Origin of the sequence: Spiroplasma endosymbiont of Ammophila pubescens (assembly GCF_964020965.1) — a bacterium.
Lineage (GTDB): Bacteria > Bacillota_I > Bacilli_A > Mycoplasmatales > Mycoplasmataceae > Spiroplasma.
Genome location: NZ_OZ026611.1, coordinates 1,035,859 through 1,054,138, shown reverse-complemented (window position 1 = coordinate 1,054,138; position 18,280 = coordinate 1,035,859). Strand labels below are relative to the sequence as shown.

Annotated in this window: 19 protein-coding genes; 4 read left to right on the top strand and 15 right to left on the bottom strand. The window is 27.0% G+C overall.

Annotated features, from left to right (window positions below):
• The first annotated feature begins 18 nt into the window (after positions 1–18).
• The gene (locus ABNT63_RS06720; protein WP_348735032.1) at positions 19–195 is read left to right on the top strand and encodes a hypothetical protein; all 177 of its coding nucleotides are present in this window, start codon (positions 19–21) and stop codon (positions 193–195) included.
• Positions 196–269: 74 nt separating this feature from the next.
• Here the strand turns inward: ABNT63_RS06720 and ABNT63_RS06715 are convergent, their stop codons facing one another.
• From ABNT63_RS06715 to parE, 10 genes are all read right to left on the bottom strand, one after another.
• Complete coding sequence (locus ABNT63_RS06715; RefSeq protein ID WP_348735031.1) at positions 270–770, bottom strand: hypothetical protein; 501 nt, start codon at positions 768–770, stop codon at positions 270–272.
• 44 nt (positions 771–814) lie between these two features.
• On the bottom strand, positions 815–937 hold the full coding sequence (locus tag ABNT63_RS06710; RefSeq protein ID WP_348735030.1) for a hypothetical protein: 123 nt from the start codon (positions 935–937) through the stop codon (positions 815–817).
• 383 nt (positions 938–1,320) lie between these two features.
• Positions 1,321–4,143, bottom strand: coding sequence for a cation-translocating P-type ATPase (locus ABNT63_RS06705; protein WP_348737160.1), 2,823 nt, complete (start codon positions 4,141–4,143; stop codon positions 1,321–1,323).
• 866 nt (positions 4,144–5,009) lie between these two features.
• Complete coding sequence (locus ABNT63_RS06700; RefSeq protein ID WP_348735029.1) at positions 5,010–5,231, bottom strand: hypothetical protein; 222 nt, start codon at positions 5,229–5,231, stop codon at positions 5,010–5,012.
• A gap of 178 nt (positions 5,232–5,409) precedes the next feature.
• A complete protein-coding gene (rpmG, locus tag ABNT63_RS06695) occupies positions 5,410–5,559 on the bottom strand; it encodes a 50S ribosomal protein L33 (RefSeq protein WP_004028258.1) in 150 nt (49 codons plus the stop codon).
• Between the two features lie 300 nt (positions 5,560–5,859).
• Complete coding sequence (locus ABNT63_RS06690) at positions 5,860–6,342, bottom strand: hypothetical protein (protein ID WP_348735028.1); 483 nt, start codon at positions 6,340–6,342, stop codon at positions 5,860–5,862.
• On the bottom strand, positions 6,290–6,979 hold the full coding sequence (locus tag ABNT63_RS06685) for an ATP-binding cassette domain-containing protein (RefSeq protein WP_348735027.1): 690 nt from the start codon (positions 6,977–6,979) through the stop codon (positions 6,290–6,292). The genes ABNT63_RS06690 and ABNT63_RS06685 overlap by 53 nt, the downstream gene beginning before the upstream one ends.
• A 134-nt stretch (positions 6,980–7,113) precedes the next feature.
• Complete coding sequence (parC, locus tag ABNT63_RS06680; RefSeq protein WP_348735026.1) at positions 7,114–10,536, bottom strand: DNA topoisomerase IV subunit A; 3,423 nt, start codon at positions 10,534–10,536, stop codon at positions 7,114–7,116.
• Between the two features lie 2 nt (positions 10,537–10,538).
• Positions 10,539–11,444: a hypothetical protein gene (locus ABNT63_RS06675; protein ID WP_348735025.1), complete on the bottom strand. Its 906-nt coding sequence runs from the start codon at positions 11,442–11,444 to the stop codon at positions 10,539–10,541.
• Between the two features lie 11 nt (positions 11,445–11,455).
• Entirely contained in the window at positions 11,456–13,393 is a 1,938-nt protein-coding gene (parE, locus tag ABNT63_RS06670; protein ID WP_348735024.1) for a DNA topoisomerase IV subunit B, read from the bottom strand.
• Positions 13,394–13,517: 124 nt separating this feature from the next.
• On the opposite strand from parE, the gene plsY reads away from it, so the two are divergent.
• Positions 13,518–14,309, top strand: coding sequence for a glycerol-3-phosphate 1-O-acyltransferase PlsY (gene plsY / locus ABNT63_RS06665; protein WP_348735023.1), 792 nt, complete (start codon positions 13,518–13,520; stop codon positions 14,307–14,309).
• 108 nt (positions 14,310–14,417) lie between these two features.
• Here plsY and ABNT63_RS06660 read toward each other — a convergent pair whose 3' ends face one another.
• From ABNT63_RS06660 to ABNT63_RS06640, 5 genes are all read right to left on the bottom strand, one after another.
• Positions 14,418–15,095, bottom strand: coding sequence for a hypothetical protein (locus ABNT63_RS06660; RefSeq protein ID WP_348735022.1), 678 nt, complete (start codon positions 15,093–15,095; stop codon positions 14,418–14,420).
• Positions 15,096–15,366: 271 nt separating this feature from the next.
• Positions 15,367–15,747 carry a hypothetical protein gene (locus tag ABNT63_RS06655; RefSeq protein ID WP_348735021.1) on the bottom strand — a complete coding sequence of 127 codons (381 nt, stop codon included), beginning with the start codon at positions 15,745–15,747 and terminating at the stop codon, positions 15,367–15,369.
• 250 nt (positions 15,748–15,997) lie between these two features.
• Positions 15,998–16,672 (bottom strand): hypothetical protein, encoded by a 675-nt coding sequence (locus ABNT63_RS06650; RefSeq protein ID WP_348735020.1) that lies wholly within the window; start codon positions 16,670–16,672, stop codon positions 15,998–16,000.
• 94 nt (positions 16,673–16,766) lie between these two features.
• On the bottom strand, positions 16,767–16,997 hold the full coding sequence (locus ABNT63_RS06645; protein WP_348735019.1) for a hypothetical protein: 231 nt from the start codon (positions 16,995–16,997) through the stop codon (positions 16,767–16,769).
• 4 nt (positions 16,998–17,001) lie between these two features.
• Entirely contained in the window at positions 17,002–17,319 is a 318-nt protein-coding gene (locus tag ABNT63_RS06640; protein WP_348735018.1) for a hypothetical protein, read from the bottom strand.
• Positions 17,320–17,358: 39 nt separating this feature from the next.
• On the opposite strand from ABNT63_RS06640, the gene ABNT63_RS06635 reads away from it, so the two are divergent.
• Both ABNT63_RS06635 and ABNT63_RS06630 read left to right on the top strand, forming a co-directional pair.
• The gene (locus ABNT63_RS06635) at positions 17,359–17,931 is read left to right on the top strand and encodes a hypothetical protein (RefSeq protein ID WP_348735017.1); all 573 of its coding nucleotides are present in this window, start codon (positions 17,359–17,361) and stop codon (positions 17,929–17,931) included.
• Positions 17,889–18,251: a hypothetical protein gene (locus tag ABNT63_RS06630; protein ID WP_348735016.1), complete on the top strand. Its 363-nt coding sequence runs from the start codon at positions 17,889–17,891 to the stop codon at positions 18,249–18,251. Before ABNT63_RS06635 ends, ABNT63_RS06630 begins: the two co-directional genes overlap by 43 nt.
• Positions 18,252–18,280: the final 29 nt, after the last annotated feature.

Below are 18,280 nucleotides of genomic sequence, written 5' to 3'. Positions count from 1 at the left end.
GATGGAACTTATTTAAAAATGTGAAATGAAAATAAAAAGGGGAAAGAAAAAATAAAAAAACATAGTATATTTTCAACTGTTCATACTGGTTTTGATAAAACAAAATCAACTAAAAAAAGACCTGTAATTGCAAATAAATTAGGAGTTATAGAACTAGATAATATTCCAGAATATATTAAAAAAATAGTAAATTAATTAATTTTGTTAGTAAATTACTTACATTAATTACAAGTTATTATGATATTAATGACAATATTGAATTTATGGTATTAGGAGATGGTGCACCTTGAATTAAAAATATGGCAAAATTTATTCAAGAATATTTTTCTAAAAATAAAGATTTCAGTTTCATCCGTTTGTTCTTGTATTTGACTTAAAAAATTTGGTTTTTTACTTGGATCAATACTATTTGTATCAAAAGAACCGCGTCTACGATTAGCGATTATCGTATGATCTTTTGTTATATCATTAGAAATATTTTCTTCAATTGCTTTCTTTTTACTAATATTTCCACTCTTACGAGAAATAGTTTGTTGTTTTAGTTTTCCAGCAAGACTTGTTTCAGAACTTGATGTTTCTTTTCGCCCTAATTTTGGTTCTTGTATCACATATATCCCTTTTACTGGATCATAAACAATAATTGCTGGTTGTTTTTCATTATTATTTTCATCAAACAAATCAATTACCGGACGATTATCGTTTTCTTTTTTAATACCTATCTTATTTTGCTTTGCTAAATATTGCGGTGAAAAACGATCAATTGGTAACACTTTTTCACTTTTAAGATTAGCAGTATGTAAATTATATTGTTTTGTTAATTCTTTATTTGTTGTATTGCCAGACTAAAGTTATAAATTCCACCACGGTTAGCTTGTTCACGACGAACTTTTGCTGCTTGCATTTCTTTATCACGACGAGCATAATATTCAGCAATCATTTTATTTGCTGGTTCAACCTTACCTGTATTACTATGACGAATTAACTTTTCTAATGTGTAAGAATTTATTTTTTTATTTAATAACTGATTTTATTTTTGATTTAAGTTTTTATCTTTTGTTTTTTCAATAGCCATATTTTCTCCGTATAGTCCTGTTTATTATATAAAATTTTATAAGTATTAACTTATAATAATTTCAAAAATCCATTATTAATTTAGCAAACATTAGTAAATCTTGTTCGTTAACTTCATCTTTTGAAATCTAAGATACCTATTATTATATTGAATAATAATAATTTTAAAAAAAAGCACCCTCGTGCCTTTAACAACTTAATTGCTCAATATAATATTTCCTAAAAATTATTTGTAATACAATTATTCCTTTATAACTTTCTTATTTTAATTTTACCAAGTTTTCGTAAGTGTTGTTTTAACCCATGATGTCATCAAAAATGACAAGCGTCAGTTATCACAATAATTGTGACAGGAATCATTGCCATTGCTAAACAAGAAGGAATAAAATATCAATTATTTAAATTATAAACTTCTAAATCATTTAAGTTTAGTACTTTATTATTAATTCAAGGAATAAACAAAATAACAATATTTAATAAAACTGCTCCCATTGCAGCATAAATTAATGGTCGATTAATAATTGGAGTAAAACGTTGTTTTATTTTTCAATTTGTTAAAGTAACAGTATTAACAAACATACTTGGTGCACAAGTTAAAGCAATAAAAATCCCTGTTAGACCAAAATCAGAAATTTGCAATTTCATTTCAATTGTAATATTAGAATCATTACTTCGTAAAAAATCAAAAACTGTTTGATAACCATAAGCTTCGTATGCTTGAGTTGGAACAAAACTCATTCCAAAATAATAAGCGCCAACACAAACACTTGTTGTTAAAATTGTAATGCGAATCATTGGCCCTCAAATATTTCGAAATAAGGGATTCTTCCCTTGCACCGGTTTAATTGTCATTAATGTATCATCATTATCAGCCATTCCAATACAAATTGCTAAAATTGATTCAATAACTAAATTCATTCATAAAATATCAGTTGCTTCAACTGGTGAAACATGATTAATTAAGGATAAAATAAAAATTGATAAAACATTTGCTAAATTAACTCCAATCACAAACGTAATTGCTCGGCGAATTTTTTGATAAACATTACGGCCTTCATTAACCCCTTTAATAATTGTTTCAAAATTATCATCCGTTAAAATAACATCAGCTGCTTGTTTTGCAACATCTGTTCCAGTAATTCCCATTGCTACCCCAATATCAGCTTTTACTAAACTTGGAGCATCATTAACCCCATCTCCTGTCATTGACACAAGATAATCTTTCTGCTGTAAAATATTAACAATCCGAACTTTATGTTCAGGATTAACTCGTGCAAATACTTTAATATTATCAACAATTCGAATTAATTGCTTATCTGTCATTGCATTTAACTGCTCTGAAGAAATTACTTCATATTCTGAATAAGCTAAGTCTAATTCTTTTGCAATTGCTAGAGCAGTTGTTGCATGATCACCAGTAATCATAACAACTTTAATTCCAGCAGCATGTGCTTTTTTTACTGCTTCAATAGCAGATTGACGAACAGGGTCAATCATACCAACAGCTCCTAAAAAAATTAAATTTTTTTCTAACGCCTCGGAGTCTTGTTCATCATCAAAATTAGTATTATAAGCAAAAGCTAATACCCGTAATGCTTGCGCTGATAAATCATCTGCTAACTTTAACAACAATGCTTTATCTTTTTTTGTTAATGTTAAAATTTCATTCTGAATCATAATGCGATCACAACGTTCTAATAAACTATCCAATGCACCTTTTGTAAAAGTTGTACTAACCCCTTCAATCACATTTAAAGTTGACATTAATTTACGTTCAGAATCAAAAGGAACTTCATCAATTCGTTCTCATTTATCACGTGAATCTTGCTCATCATAAGCAAATAATTCAGCATAATCAACTAATGCTAATTCTGTTGGATCACCAATCCGTTCTTTATCTTCAGTAACACTATCATTACATAAAACTAATGCTTTCAAAAATAAATCTTGGTGCTGATCCAGACTACTATTAACGTATTCGTCAGCATTAATTACAGCATTATTCATCATTACTTTTTTAACTGTCATTTTATTTTGTGTTAAAGTTCCTGTTTTATCAGTACAAATAACATTGACACTTCCTAATGTTTCCATACTAGCAAGTTTTTTTACAATCACATTTTGTTTTGCCATTCGTTTGGTTGAAAATGATAAAGTAATCGAAACAACTGCTGCTAATGATTCTGGAATCATCCCAATTGCTAAAGTAATTGCTACCATTAAATAATTAGTTCATCCACTTTTATTACCATTAAAGTATAATGCTAAAAAAATAACAATAGCAATAATAAAACTTAAGCCTGCAATTCAATACGAAAACTTTGTTAGTTTTTTTTCTAAATTTGTAGCAGTTTCTTCTGTTTCATTAATTGTTGTTGCAATTTTTCCAATTTCTGTTTGTTGACCAACCTTAATAACTACACCAACTGCTCGCCCAGCTGTAATAAAAGTTGACATGAAAGCAATATTTTTCATTTCTGCCAAAATTGTTGTTGGTTCAATTGGGTAAGCTGTTTTATGAACAGGAACACTTTCCCCCGTTAAAATTGCTTCATCAATAAATACATCAGATTGTTCAATAATGCGTAGTTCCGCTGGAACATATTTTCCTGCTTCTAAAATAACAATATCACCAACTGTTAATTCATTGGCTGGAATTTCTTGCTGAGAATCATTTCGAATTACGACCGCTTTTGGTTTTGATAAAGATTTTAAAGCGGCCATTGATTTCCGTGCTTTTACTGTTTGGATTGTTTCTAAAATTGCATCAAGGATAACAATTGCTGCAATTACTGAAAAATCAATAAAATATTCGCCCTGAATTTGTCAATTATTTCCAATCATTGGCGCAATTACTGAAATTACAGCTGCTGCAATTAAAATTAATTGGATTGGTTCAATTAAGGCTTTGCTAAAAATAACATATCATGGGGTTACTTTACTTTTTGGTAATTCATTTTTTCCATATTGTTTTTGCCGAGCAATTACTTCTTCTGAAGTTAAGCCCGTTTCAAAATTAGTTTTTAAATTAGTTTCTAAGTTGCTATTATTCTGGGATATGTATTCTTCCATCACTAATGACCTTTCTATTTTACTGTGTTGTTAATTATTATACCTTAAAAATTTTATTTTAAAAAAGTTATTTTTACTTCTTAATCATGAATTTTTTTAAGATTCGTTTGGTTAATGCCAAACATTGAATAATAAGGATTTCGTCATTTTATAACACCTTGCCCCATTCGATTGTAATTGTTTGAAGCATTACGTAATAAATTAATCCTTTACTTCGTTAATTCTAATAAATTACCTTGGCTAAAAGAAGGTCGCTTTTGATAAATATTTGTTATCTCTTGTTGTTTTTTATTTTTTAATGTCCTTTACTGAGAATGTTTTTTTGTATATTTTTTAATTTTTTTAAACTAAGTTCTTGTTTTCGCTGCTGGGTTTGACCTATTGACGTGCATTATAATTTGCTTTAATCTTAATATTATATTGTTGTCGCATTAAATTTAAAATTGCTTCTTTTTGAGCAAAAGTTAATTCTGTTTTTGCTTTTAAAATTCGTTCAATTGAAAGAAAATTTAATTTTAGTGAATTTAAAAATTTAAAAGTTTTTAACGCTTTTGGATTCTAAATTTAATTTGTTCAACATTACCCGTCATTCCTTTTATTGGATATATTATACATTTTTTTCTATTGAATTAAAAATATTTTTTCATAAAATAGATTAAAATTTCTTGTTGTGAATAAATATGAACATTTTTCTTCACTGCAATATAATGATGCTTTTGAAAAAAAGCAACAGCTGGTAAAAAAACATCCACAGTAATATCTAAAAAATCGTTTGTTTGTGCTTATAATTCTAACTGTTTTAGCAATTTTTTGCCAAAATATCACCCTTGATATTCAGGGTCAACATATAAATCAGTGATTTTATTTTATTGGGGATGATAAGTACCATAACCTAAAATTTTATTTTCAAAACTAATTACATATCCTACTTCGGTTTCTAATTTTTTATAAAAATTATTATTCTGAAAATACTGCAAAATAGCTTCTTGTTCTAAAAGATTATAATTATCAAGACTAATTTTCTCAATTATTTTTTGTCTTAACTGATTAATTTGGTCTTGATCAATAATTGTATCTTTTCGAATCATTCGTGCTTCCTTCCTTTCACATTTTTCCTTTGCTATTTTAAAATAATCAAAAAAACACCAATATGAAAGCATTATTATCTACTTTACCTTAATCATAACATAAAACCTGTTAATCCAAACAGATGTTAACTCTAACTTTGCTAAAAATAATTTTAAAAAAATAACTCATTCTAATGAGTTATTTTTTTTCTTTATGTAAAGTATGTTGGTTACATTTTGAACAATATTTTTTCACTTCTAATTTGTCCTGTTGTTTCTTTTTGTCACGTTTTGCAATGTAGTTTTCTTCCTTACATTGTTCACAACGTAAAATTATTCCTTCACGCATTTGTTTACTCCTCTTTTCTGCTTAAATCTTATTCTTCCCGAATTTTACAACAAGTATATCATAGCAAAATAATTTAAATTTGCCAATTATTTTCGTTGCTTTCCGCATTTTTTTAATTATCTCAACGAAAAATTCGAACAATTAACCATATTAAGAGACCAGTTAAAACAACTGAACCCAATATAACACCACAGCCAATACTTAAGCCCTTAATTGATAAAATTACTTCTTTATAATGTGCACCAAATAAAGCTGCAATAAAAACTACAAATAAGAATAAACCTCCGACAAATAAAATTGTTAAACAATTAAATTATACGCAACAGCAAAATTAATCTTTAACACCGCATTAATAATGAAACTAGTAATTAAAACTAGGAAATCAGCAATTAATACCAAGGTAAAACAATAAGTGTAAACAATTAAAACAAAACCTAATGGTTTAATTCCTAATAATCCAATGCGTTTATAGACAACGGACATTTTTAAATCAATTAAAAAACCCATTAACATATATACAGCAACACTTGCCCCCGTTGCAATAAAATTAACTCCAATTGATAGTGCCATAACATTCGGTCCTTGGCGGTAGTTAACAAAAATTGCTTGGCAAAGAATTGCAATTGGAATTAGTACAACGAAAAGAATTAAAACCATTTTTTGACGTCGCAAATAACTTAGAAAAAAACGATATAGGGCTGATAAATTAACTTTTTCATTAACTAATCAACTATTTTTTATTTTTATCGATGTATTTTGCTCAGTTTTTCGCTCATTTGTCATGTTCGATTGTTCCTGTTCTATAGCCCTGTTTATAAGCGCCAATTTGATATTCTTTAAATTGATCTTTGAAAAAAGCTTCAACACTGCTATATTTGGCAACAACATCAACTACTTTTGTTACTTTTGTAATTTCTCCTGCAACCATAAAAATTAAAGTATCACAAAACTTCTCAATTTCTTCCATATTATGGGAAATTAATAATAATGCTTTATTTTCATTTGCTAAAAAAATACTTAAAATCTCATATATTTTATCTTTAATTTCTAAATCTAAGCCTGTTGCTAATTCATCAAGAATAATCAAATCTGGGTCAACAATTAATGCTAATAAAATATTAATCTTTTGTTGTTGTCCGCCAGATAATTTTGAAATATCCTTGTTCATATTTTTTTCAATTTGTAAATTTAATAAAAGTTGATAAATGTTTTCTGGTGGAATTAATAAATTATAATCTTTTAAATACAAATTTAAAATATCATAACCAGTAATGCCACGAGGATATTTAGATTCTTGCAATTGCATCCCAATCCGAATTCCAACTTGTTTTTCACTGCTGCCATTGGAAACACGACGTAATTGGGCTAAAATCTCACATAGAGTTGTTTTTCCCTGTTCCATTTGGTCCAATAACTCCAATTCGATTTCCTTTTTGTACAGTTAAACTAACATTTTTTAAGACATGTTGTTTTCGATAAAATTTATTAATATTAGTACATTTAACTAAAAAGTCTGTTCCCAAATTAGTCATTTTTTATTCACTCCTCGTGTTTTTATTTTTTACTTTTATCTAAAATATCATGAATAGTTAATTGTAATTCTTTTGTTTCATCAATTGCTAAATCTTTTTTAAAGTTAGCTTTCGTTACTCTTTTATTTTTAATTTGTTTAAAATCAACTTTTTGCATTGTTTGCTCATGATTATTTGAAGAAACATTTCTTAAGCCAACCTTAATTGTTCCAGCTGAAGCTTGTTCAATTGCTTTTAATCATTCTGTTCGTGATTTTGCTTTAATAATAGGTTTATCTTTTTCGCTATTATTAAACTCAAAATTAATTTGTTGTTGTCTATTTTTAAGCAGAGTTTCCACTGTTGTGACCACTTTTTCAAAAGATGGTTTTTCTTCGTCAAAAGACGAAACTGTCGGTTTTATATTTTTTTGTTGATTATTTTGTTGTGCCTGTGCTTTTACTAAAGCTACTTTAGCTTGCTCACGTTGTTTCTTTTCAATTAACATATCTGCTGTTGTTTTCACTTTTCCAAAGGTTTTGCGAACAAATAATGGCGATGGTTCTTGTTCAGGTGCAGATACTATTCTACTATTTTCCACATTTGTTAAATTTTGCTCTAATTGTCGTTTACTTTGTTGTTCTTTTCGAATTTTCTTTTTTGTCTCTTTTATATTTTTATTTTTCTGGCGCATTTTTTCTCCGCGTGGTTTACCCACAATGTTTTTGTTAATTGTTTTCTTACTATTTGCATGATAGTCAAGCGTTGTTATTGGTTCTGCTGTTGCAATAACTTGCTCAACTTGATAAATTTCTTCTGATGGAATCATTAATGCTAATTTAACATTGGGATCACTTTCTTCATCGTTAGTATTTTCTGAGGTGATTGTTTTCTGATTATAACTTTTTTCATTTGGTTCTGTCTTATTAACAGCAGAATTATTCGTTGGTTTTTTTACTTCAATTAGGGGTTTGATATTGTTTACATTATCATGTTCATTATGATAAAACGAATGCTTTTTTGCAGCTGCACCACTACTTTCTAATCCTTTTTTTGATGGGATTAGTTTTAAATCATAATAATGGGGAATAACAATATCAACAATATTTTCAAAGCCTAACGTATGATTAGCAGTAACTAATTTATGAACAGGCATTTTATCAGTATTAAATATCTCAATTTTATTGTTTTGATTTAACATATGTAAAATATCTTTCCCTTTTGTTAAAAACGTTCAGCGGACAAGTTCATTAATATCTTTATTTAACTTATATAATCGTGTTCCTTTTACTGGACGTGTTGATGTAGGAATTTCTGTTAAATCAATTTTTTTCCCAGTATTAAGATTAGTAATTAATACTAAATTATCATCTTCACAATAACCGGCATTAATAACTACATCATCACGTAGATTAATTGATTTTACCCCTGCTGTTCGTAACCCTAATGTGGGAATTTGTTTTTTACGATATTTAACAATAAAACCGTTTGCTGTTGTTATGACAACATATGGATGATGATCAACTAATTGGCTAGCAACAACTTCATCATCATTTTTTAAATTAATAGCTTTAATAGCCTTGCTAATTCGTGTTGCTTCAAAATCTTTAACAGCTGTTTTTTTAATCATTCCATTTTTAGTTGCCAACATAATATATTGTTCTTTTTTATTAAAATCATTTAATAAGAAAGCACTAATAATTTTTTCTTCTCCTGGTAATTCAGAAATAGTATTAACATGTTCACCAATATCACGTAACCGAACAGTTTTAATTTTATAAACTGGAATAATAACATAATTTCCTTTTGAAGTAATTAATAAAATTTTATCAGAAGTATTAGCTTGAAAATCAGCAATTCATAAATCCCCTGGTTTTCGTTTAAATTCTTCAGTTGCTAACCTTGCTAATTGATTATTTTCTAACGCTTTTAAATACCCATCTCGTGAAATTCAAATGTTCAAATCTTTTTCAATAATTGTTTCTGTTTTTTGAATTTCAATTGCTTCAATTTCATTCTCAATCACACTACGACGACGTGAAACAAACTTTTTCTTAATTAATTCTAATTGGTGAATAATAACACTATTTAATTTATTAATATCACGTAAAATTGCTTTTAATTCAGTAATTGTTGCAATTAATTCTTTTTGTTCTGCTTTTAATTGTAAAATATCTGTTGAAGTTAACCGGTATAATCGTAACTGGACAATTGCTTCGGCTTGAATTTGGGTAAAACCGAATTTTTTCCCTAAATTATGAATTGCATCACTGCGATCTTTTGAATGGCGAATAACGGCAATTACTTCATCTAAAATACTAATTGTTTTGATTAACCCAGCAACAATTTCTGAGCGTTTTTGTGCTCGTGCTAATTCAAAGCGAGAACGATGAGTAACAACTGCTTGTTGATGTTCAACATAGTGGGTTAAGATTTTCTTTAATCCTAATTGTCGTGGTTGTTTATTTGCAATAGCAACCATATTAAAATTATATGAAATTTGTAAATTAGTATTTTTTAATAAAAATTTCCGTACGGTTTCAACATTAGCTTGTTTACCTAATTCAATCACAATTCTTAACCCTTCGCGGTCTGTTTCATCACGAACTTCCTTAATATTTAATCCTGGTTCATTATATTTAATATCATCAATCTTTTTAACTAAGTCTTGTTTAACAACTTCATATGGAATTTCAGTAATTATTAAAGCATTGTTTTCAAATTCAATTTTGCTACGAACAATAATTTTGCCTTTTCCTGTTTGGTATGCCTCTAAAATTCCACTTTTTCCCTGAATAATCCCCCCCGTTGGGAAATCAGGTCCTTTAACATATTTTACTAAATCCTTAACCGTGCTGTCTGGTTTTTCAATAAAATGAATTGTTGCATTAATAATTTCATGTAAATTATGTGGTGGAATATTTGTTGCATATCCAGCAGCAATTCCAGTTGAACCATTAACTAATAAATTTGGAAATAAAGCTGGTAATACAACAGGTTCTTGTTCTGAATCATCAAAATTAGGGGCAAAAGCAACTGTTTTTTTATCAAGATCTTGTAATAAAAATGAGGAAATTTCACTTAAACGAGTTTCAGTATAACGCATTGCAGCCGCTGGGTCCCCATCAATTGAACCATTGTTTCCATGCATATCAATTAATGGATAACGGACTTTTCAATCTTGCGATAACCTTACCATTGCATCATAAACTGATGTATCACCATGTGGATGATATTTACCAATTACTTCTCCGACAATCCGTGCCGATTTTTTATAACTCGTATTAAAAGTTAATCGTAATTCATTCATTGCAAATAAAATACGGCGTTGCACTGGTTTTAAACCATCACGAACATCAGGCAAGGCTCGATCTTGAATAATATATTTGGCATAACGACCAAAGCGTTCTGACATAATATCATTTAAACTATAAACTAATTCATTTTCTTTTTCGTTATTACTCATTTTTAAATTCCTCTCTGTAAATCAACTTTCATCATTTCATTCTTGATTATAAACTTTTTATAATCAATTTGATAAAATAACTTTTGCCCTAATTTTGTTAATATTCAATAATCCTTATGTTTATCATAAGTAAAGAGTTGCTGTTGATGAGTTAATAATAACAATGTCCGGAAATATGCTAAGATTCGGTCATTAAGATTATTACAAATTTCCATTAACTGTAACAACTCTGCTAAAATATTTGTTTTGATTATAAATTCTTGTTGATAATAAATTGTTGTTGCTGATTTAATCATATATTTACCCATTTTAGATAACCAATCAATTTCACATTGATAAAATAAGGTTTCTTCAATTAATAATAATTTATAAATTGTTAAATTTAATGTATTTAATTGTTGATTAATTTTTAGTGGTAAATTGTTAGGTTTAATTAATATTCTTTTTTTAATATTAATTCCCATATTAATTTTTTGCCAAGCAAATAAAATTATTAATATATTATAATTATAATAGTCTAATTCAAATGCAACAATTTTATCGTTAAAAAAATGAATGCCTTCTTTTGTTAACAAGTACAAGTTACTACTTGGTTCTAATTGATAAAGCGGTGTTACTTGTTGTATAATTTTTTTTCAAAAAACTTCTTTTTCCGTAGTTTGTTGCGCTGCTAATAGTAAACTTTCATAACATCAATTTAATGATATTTCATCTGCTATCGCAAGTTCAATCGTTGTTGTAATTGTATTTTCACTATCTTCATTGCCATTACTTGTTCAAACTTCTAATGTCAATCTTGTTTTTGTTTCTTTTATTTTAATAAGTCATAACTGAAAATTTTGATATTGACTAAGAGTTAGATTGGTTTGATTTAGGGTATTAATTAATTTTTTGATTGCTTGTAACATTGTTGTCCTACTTAATTAATGATTGCTTGAAAATCATCTTCTAAAGTAAATTTAACATTTTCATCAATTCAATCTTTTCGTTTTTTAGCATCATCACCCATTAAGGTGACAATCCGTCTTTCAGCCATAACAGCATCATCAATTGTTACTAAAATTAGCTGACGAGTTTGGGGATCCATTGTTGTTTCTCATAATTGTTCTGCGTTCATTTCCCCTAGCCCTTTATAACGCTGTAATTCAAATTTACCATGAAATTGACTTAATTTATTTTTTAATTCTGTTTCATCTCATGCGTATTCGATATGTTTATTTTTGGTGCTAGTAATTTTAAATAAAGGTGGTAAAGCAAGATAAACCCGATGATTTTCAATTAATGGTCGCATATAACAATAAAAAAATGTTAGCAATAAAGTTTGAATATGCGCACCATCCGTATCCGCATCAGTCATAATAATTACTTTGCCATAATTGGCATCATTAATATCAAAGCCATTTCCGACTCCAGCCCCAATGGCATTAATCATTACATTAATTTCTTCATTATTCATTAAATCTTGAAGTTTTGCTTTTTTAGCATTAATCACTTTCCCACGTAACGGTAAAATTGCTTGAAAACGACGATCACGCCCTAACTTGGCACTTCCCCCCGCCGAATCTCCTTCAACTAAAAAAATCTCATTATTAAATTTATTTCGATTTTGAGCTGGGGTTAATTTTCCGGTTAATAAGCGATCACTATTACCACGTTTTTTGCTATTACGAGCTGCTTCGCGTGCTTTCCGAGCCTCTTCACGAACATTACGAGCTAATAATGCTTTTTCAATAATAGTATAAGCATTTGCCTTATTTTCTGTTAATCAAAATCCAAATTGCTTTGCTACAATTGTTTCAACAACAAGTCGTGCTTCATAAGTTCCTAATTTTCCTTTCGTTTGACCTTCATACTGAATTAAATTTTCAGGAATTTTTACTGAAACAATGGCTGTTAATCCTTCCCGTGTATCAACCGAATCAAGATTCTTATCTTTTTCTTTTAATAAACCTTCTTTGTGAGCATAATCATTAATTACTTTTGTTAATCCTGTTCGGAATCCAGCAACATGACTGCCACCTTCACTTGTTTTAACATTATTGGCAAAACTAAGTAAATTTTCATTAAATTCAGTTGAATATTGTAACGCTATTTCAACTTCAATTTGTTTTTCTATCCCTTTTAACATAATAATTGGAGTAATACTTTTTTTACCTTCATTCATATAAGTAATGAATTCTTCCAAACCATTATTAAATAAATATGATACTTTTTTATCAGTGCGTTGGTCAGTCAATGTCAACTTAACCCCACTATTTAAAAATGCTGATTCACGAATTCGTTCTGAAATTGTGGAAAAAGAAAAATCAATTACTTTAAAAATCTTATGATCAGGTAAAAAAGTAACTGTTGTTCCTGTTTTTGTTGTTGTACCAATTTTTATTAACGGTTCTTTAACTTGCCCACCATTCGCAAATTTAATACTTCAAACTTTGTGGTCACGATAAATTGTGACATCAAAAGTTGACGATAAAGCATTAACAACAGAAGAACCAACACCATGTAATCCTCCTGATGTTTTATAACCATCACCACCAAATTTTCCTCCAGCATGTAAAACTGAAAAAATTACTTCTGGCGTTGATTTACCAGATGAATGAATTCCGGTTGGAACACCACGACCATTATCTGCCACCGTAATCGCATTATTTTTATAAATAATAATATCAATTTCATTGCAATAACCAGCTAATGCCTCATCAATTGAATTATCAATAATTTCTCAAACTAAATGATGTAATCCACGAACATCAGTTGAACCAATATACATTCCTGGACGTTTTCGAACCGCATCTAGTCCTTCTAAAATCTGAATTGATGATTCATCATATTTTAATGTTTTATCTTCAATACTCATATTCTCTATCATTCCTTTTAAATATAATTTTCACTATTAATATCTTATATTATAATGCTTTTATTTACAATTATTTACTAAATTATTTCTAATTGCTATATAATAGTAAAAGAAAGGTGAATGAATGACATTATATGGATATTTAGGGACAGCTATTACGGCAATAATTGGTTACTTAATTGGTTCTTTTAGTTGATCAATCTTTATTAGTAAAAAAATTTATAAAATTGATGTGCGAGATTATCATTCTAAAAATGCCGGAGCCACAAATACTAGTCGTGTTTTAGGAAAAAAATGAGGTTTCGCCATTATGTTTTTAGATATGCTAAAAGTTACTATTACAATGTTTATTGCCTTTGGTATTAGTTGTATTAATATTAATGGGGTTAATTTTGGCTCAACTAGTTATTATATTCCAGCTTTTTTTGTTTTAATTGGTCATTCTTATCCAATTTATTATAAATTTAAAGGCGGTAAAACAGTTTCATCTTTTTTAGGATTATTATGAATGACTAACCTATATTACTTTTTAATTGCTACAGTTGTTTGATGAAGCACAATTTTTATTTGAAAACGAGTTTCTGTTTCTTCAATTTTAGCAACATTTTTTACAGGAGCATTATGTTGAATCCCACAATTAAGTAGCATTGATGTTATTAATTTTAATGGTGATTTACTTCAAAATTCTCATCTTGTTTGAGTGAATTACTTACATTATGTTAATTATGACAATTACTATGATAGTTTAGCTTTAATTAATATTATTATTACTTTAAGTGCTATTTTCTTAATCTTAAAGCATCATCAAAATATTGTTCGTTTATTAAAAGGAACCGAAAAACCTTATGATTTTAAAGGGAAATCTGATTTAGAAAATGGTAATCTTCCAAAACATAATCAAATCAAAAAACATTAATGAATTATCCATGTTTTAATTGCTTAATAATTCTAATTGAAAAATGCTTTCAGTTTTTTATAATGAAAGCATTTTTCAATTTTAAAATTTTTATTTATTAATAAAAAATTAACTAACCTTAAACTCTATTATTTGTAAAAATGAATATTTACCATCATCAGGAATGTTCTTAACGTTAGGTTGAAAAAAGAAAGAATAAGATAATAACCCTGAAGCAAAATTTATACCACCGTTTCGTGAACTCTCTAATAATAAGACTTTTGGTCAAAATAATTCTATAACAAAAGATGATTCTTTTTTGATTAGATTAATTTTCCATGTATTCGTCGTGAATTTATTTACATATGACGTGAATTTATAACCAGATTTTGAATTTAATGTGTTCTCAAAAAATTTAAAAATAGGATTAAAAATAAAAGACAAGTTCCTTGTTTCTAATGTGTCACCTAAATTACTAGTCTTTTCTATCAAACCATTTCACTCACTTTGTTTCATATTAAAAACAAGTTTGTCCTTATAAGTTTCCAATTTATAATATTTTCAAAAATCCATCGTTAATTTTGCTAATCCTTCCAATTCTGGTTCGAAGATATCTTTTGATATGGATACAACAATTGGTGTTTTTAACATAATTGAGTTATAATTTTTTGGTTTTTTAAGTGATAAATTTTCAATCAGGATGGTACTGTTTCAGTAAAATCCGTCTAGAGAACCCATAACATAATTTCCATCTTTTATGTAATTATATTTCTGTTTATAAAACTCTAAAAAGTTTTCTGGTGTCAATTTATCAGGGTTATACCCCTCTCCTGCTTATGTTAAAACAAAATCTTTTTCTTGTAACAAAGTGATTAGCGAATGACCTAACCTATATCTATATTTGAGTCTAATATCGGAAGCCAGCATTTCCAACATAATGTCGTTTTCTATTAGTCTTTTTTTTAATATATTCTAGGAATATATTAAAAAAATGAAAATAATGTGTAACAATAAGTTTATACTCTTGTTTTTTAAACAATTCATCAATAAAAATAAGAAAATAATCTAAAAGGCTTTCTTAAATATTACTTAAAACATCTAAATTATTAGAAATAACTACTACATTATTAATTATATCATCGTTATATAATTCTTTAAATCTTACTTTATAGGGAATCGTAACCTTAAGCGTGATTCCTAATATTGCTTGTGGAGTACTTTTTATTAACCTTGTTATCTTATCAAAATTAATATGATATAACCTAAACGAAATATTATTATCATCTAACAACAATGGCATTGTATCAACATAATAATTTGAATAGCGATCTCGTAAATCTTGATTCAAATTAACAAACTCTGCTTGAAAACTAGTCAATAACTGCTCTAAAAAATGATAGTTTTTAATTTTTTCTCGTGTTAAACTTAAACTATCTTCCGTTTTTTCTACCGTTGTCACTAAATCTGTAAATGATGATACTTGCTCTGGATAAGGTAGTATTCATTATTCTTAAGTTTTTAATAAAATTAAGTAATTAGAAACAAATTAAGTTTCGCTTATGACTAAATAATAACAAAATTTATAAAAAATTCAACTTTTTTTAAAAATATAATTTTTAGTTGAAAAAATAATTTATAAAATTATGAATTTTGACATACTAAAAAATACTTTTTAAAGTTATTGCTAATTTTAAAAGGTTTTTTATTTTTTATAAAGATAAAAATTGATTTTGAGATTGATTTAAATTAAATATATTAAATTCAATCTTTTCTTTATTTTTATTAGTTTTATCAACTTTCTCATCATTAATTTGATTATTAAGTCTTAACATAGAAGCAATTAACATATTGATAAATGTTTCTTTACAATATATTTTTGCGCCACGCCCTTTAATAGCCTTAATATAATGCGATACATCACCCTCAACATGACAACCAATATTATATTCTAATGATTGATTTACAATACCTTCTTCATTACTTTTAATTAATTCAATGGTTTCTAATAAAAATATTTTTTTATTACCATTAACATATGGTAAATGACATATTAAAAAATCTAATAATAATTTATAATTTCCAGTAAAGAAATATATTTTTGCTAATTTATATTTTATTCTATGAATTTTGATTATATTTCGATTTGAGAATAATTGTTTAAATCTATTTGATAAATGAAATTTATCTAAACTATATGATACAGTGTTATTTTTATATTTTGCTTTTACTGCTCTATAAATTTTTTTAATTTGTTTTTCACCATCACTTAATATTAATATTTTAGTATTTTGATTAATATCATAAGTATCCATTGATTTAAAAATTTTATCAATAAAATTATCAATATTAGATTTATTATTTTTATTCTTATGATTTTTATTCATTATTTTCTATCCTCCTTTTTTCTTTTTTATTTTTATTCTGGTTTTTGTTGACTTTTCTTGATCAACACCAACATGCATAGTCGCAAGAAATATTTTATTTTCAATTTTTTTTATTTTCTCGTATTGGTTCAAAAGTTCCGTCAATTTGAATATATAAAACATTATTTGGAATTTTAATTTTATTGTTATTTTTATTACTAATGTAATCGGTTTCTTCTAAATCGGCATTTTTAAAAATATTAGATATTGTTCTTTCACTAATATTTGCATTTTCTGTTGTATGTAAAATATCTTTATATCTTTTTCCATCACCTATAAAAGACATATATTTATTTTTTAAATTTATTTCAATTCTTTCGTATTTTTTTTAAACCTAATTCTTCATCTAAAGGATAACGATTTATATTTTCTTTTTTTTCTTCATCATATTTAACATATAATCTTCTTTTAATAGGAATATCTCCACATTCTATTTTAATTGTTTTTGGCAATTTTGATATCACCTTATATCCTTGTAATATTTGTCCTTGTTGATATAATTTAAATATCTCATTATCTCTTTCAATCAAGAAATTTTTAGTTTCATTGTTTGTTTCTATTATTTTATCTTTTTTATAATCTTCTAATAAATTTTGTTTTAATTCCATTTTATAATTTCCTTTCATATAAACAAATTATTTTAAAATATGATACTCAATATTTCACATAATCTTATCAAAAAAAGAGGCTATTTAAAAATACAGGATTTTACCAAAATTAATAACAAAAAACGGATTACTAGTTATAAATATTTAAATAAAAAATATGATTTGAATTTTAGTGACTATAATTTTGGTTTTGATTGAGAAGTATTTAAAGACTTTGTTGGTGATAGTTATGCCCGATATTTTACTTCACCAACTTTTTTTAAGTTTATTTCAACGGGGCGTGGTACTAATAAGACATGAAATCACATAGCAGAAAAATTATTTTTTGATTGTAATTTTACTGATGCTTCATCTAACATTTTACGAAGATATGCCAATACCCATGAAGATACTACATTTGGCGATACAATTAATGTATGTAATTATTTATACGATAAATATGGGATTGATATAGGACCTTACAATGAAAATGGCATTGTTTGACCTAAAAATGTTAAAGAAGGTGGCGAAATTGTTTTTCCTAGGGTGTGAGAATTGCTTTTGCGGGTTATGCTAATGGTAATAAAATTATGGGAAAAGTTGGTAAAGGTAGTGGTATTATATCAGCGTTAACAGATGAAATGATACATGCTGAAGAAAAAGAAATTTTAACTGATAAAGAATTAGATAAACGTTATAATAATTTGCGAATTTCCATGTTTAGATCAAAAAGTTTAAAAGTATCTTATGAAAAATATACTGATGAAAATGATAATGAACAATATAATTTAGATAATCCTATTCCAGTAAAAGAATTATCTTGGACATTTCAAGAATGAAACAACATAGCAAAACAATACATAACAGTAATAACATATTTTCATAAAACATATTCTAATCAATTTACTTTTAATCCTTTTGATCTAAACATGTCTTTTATGAAAAATTTGTAACCCCATATTTACCCTTAAATGAAAGAATT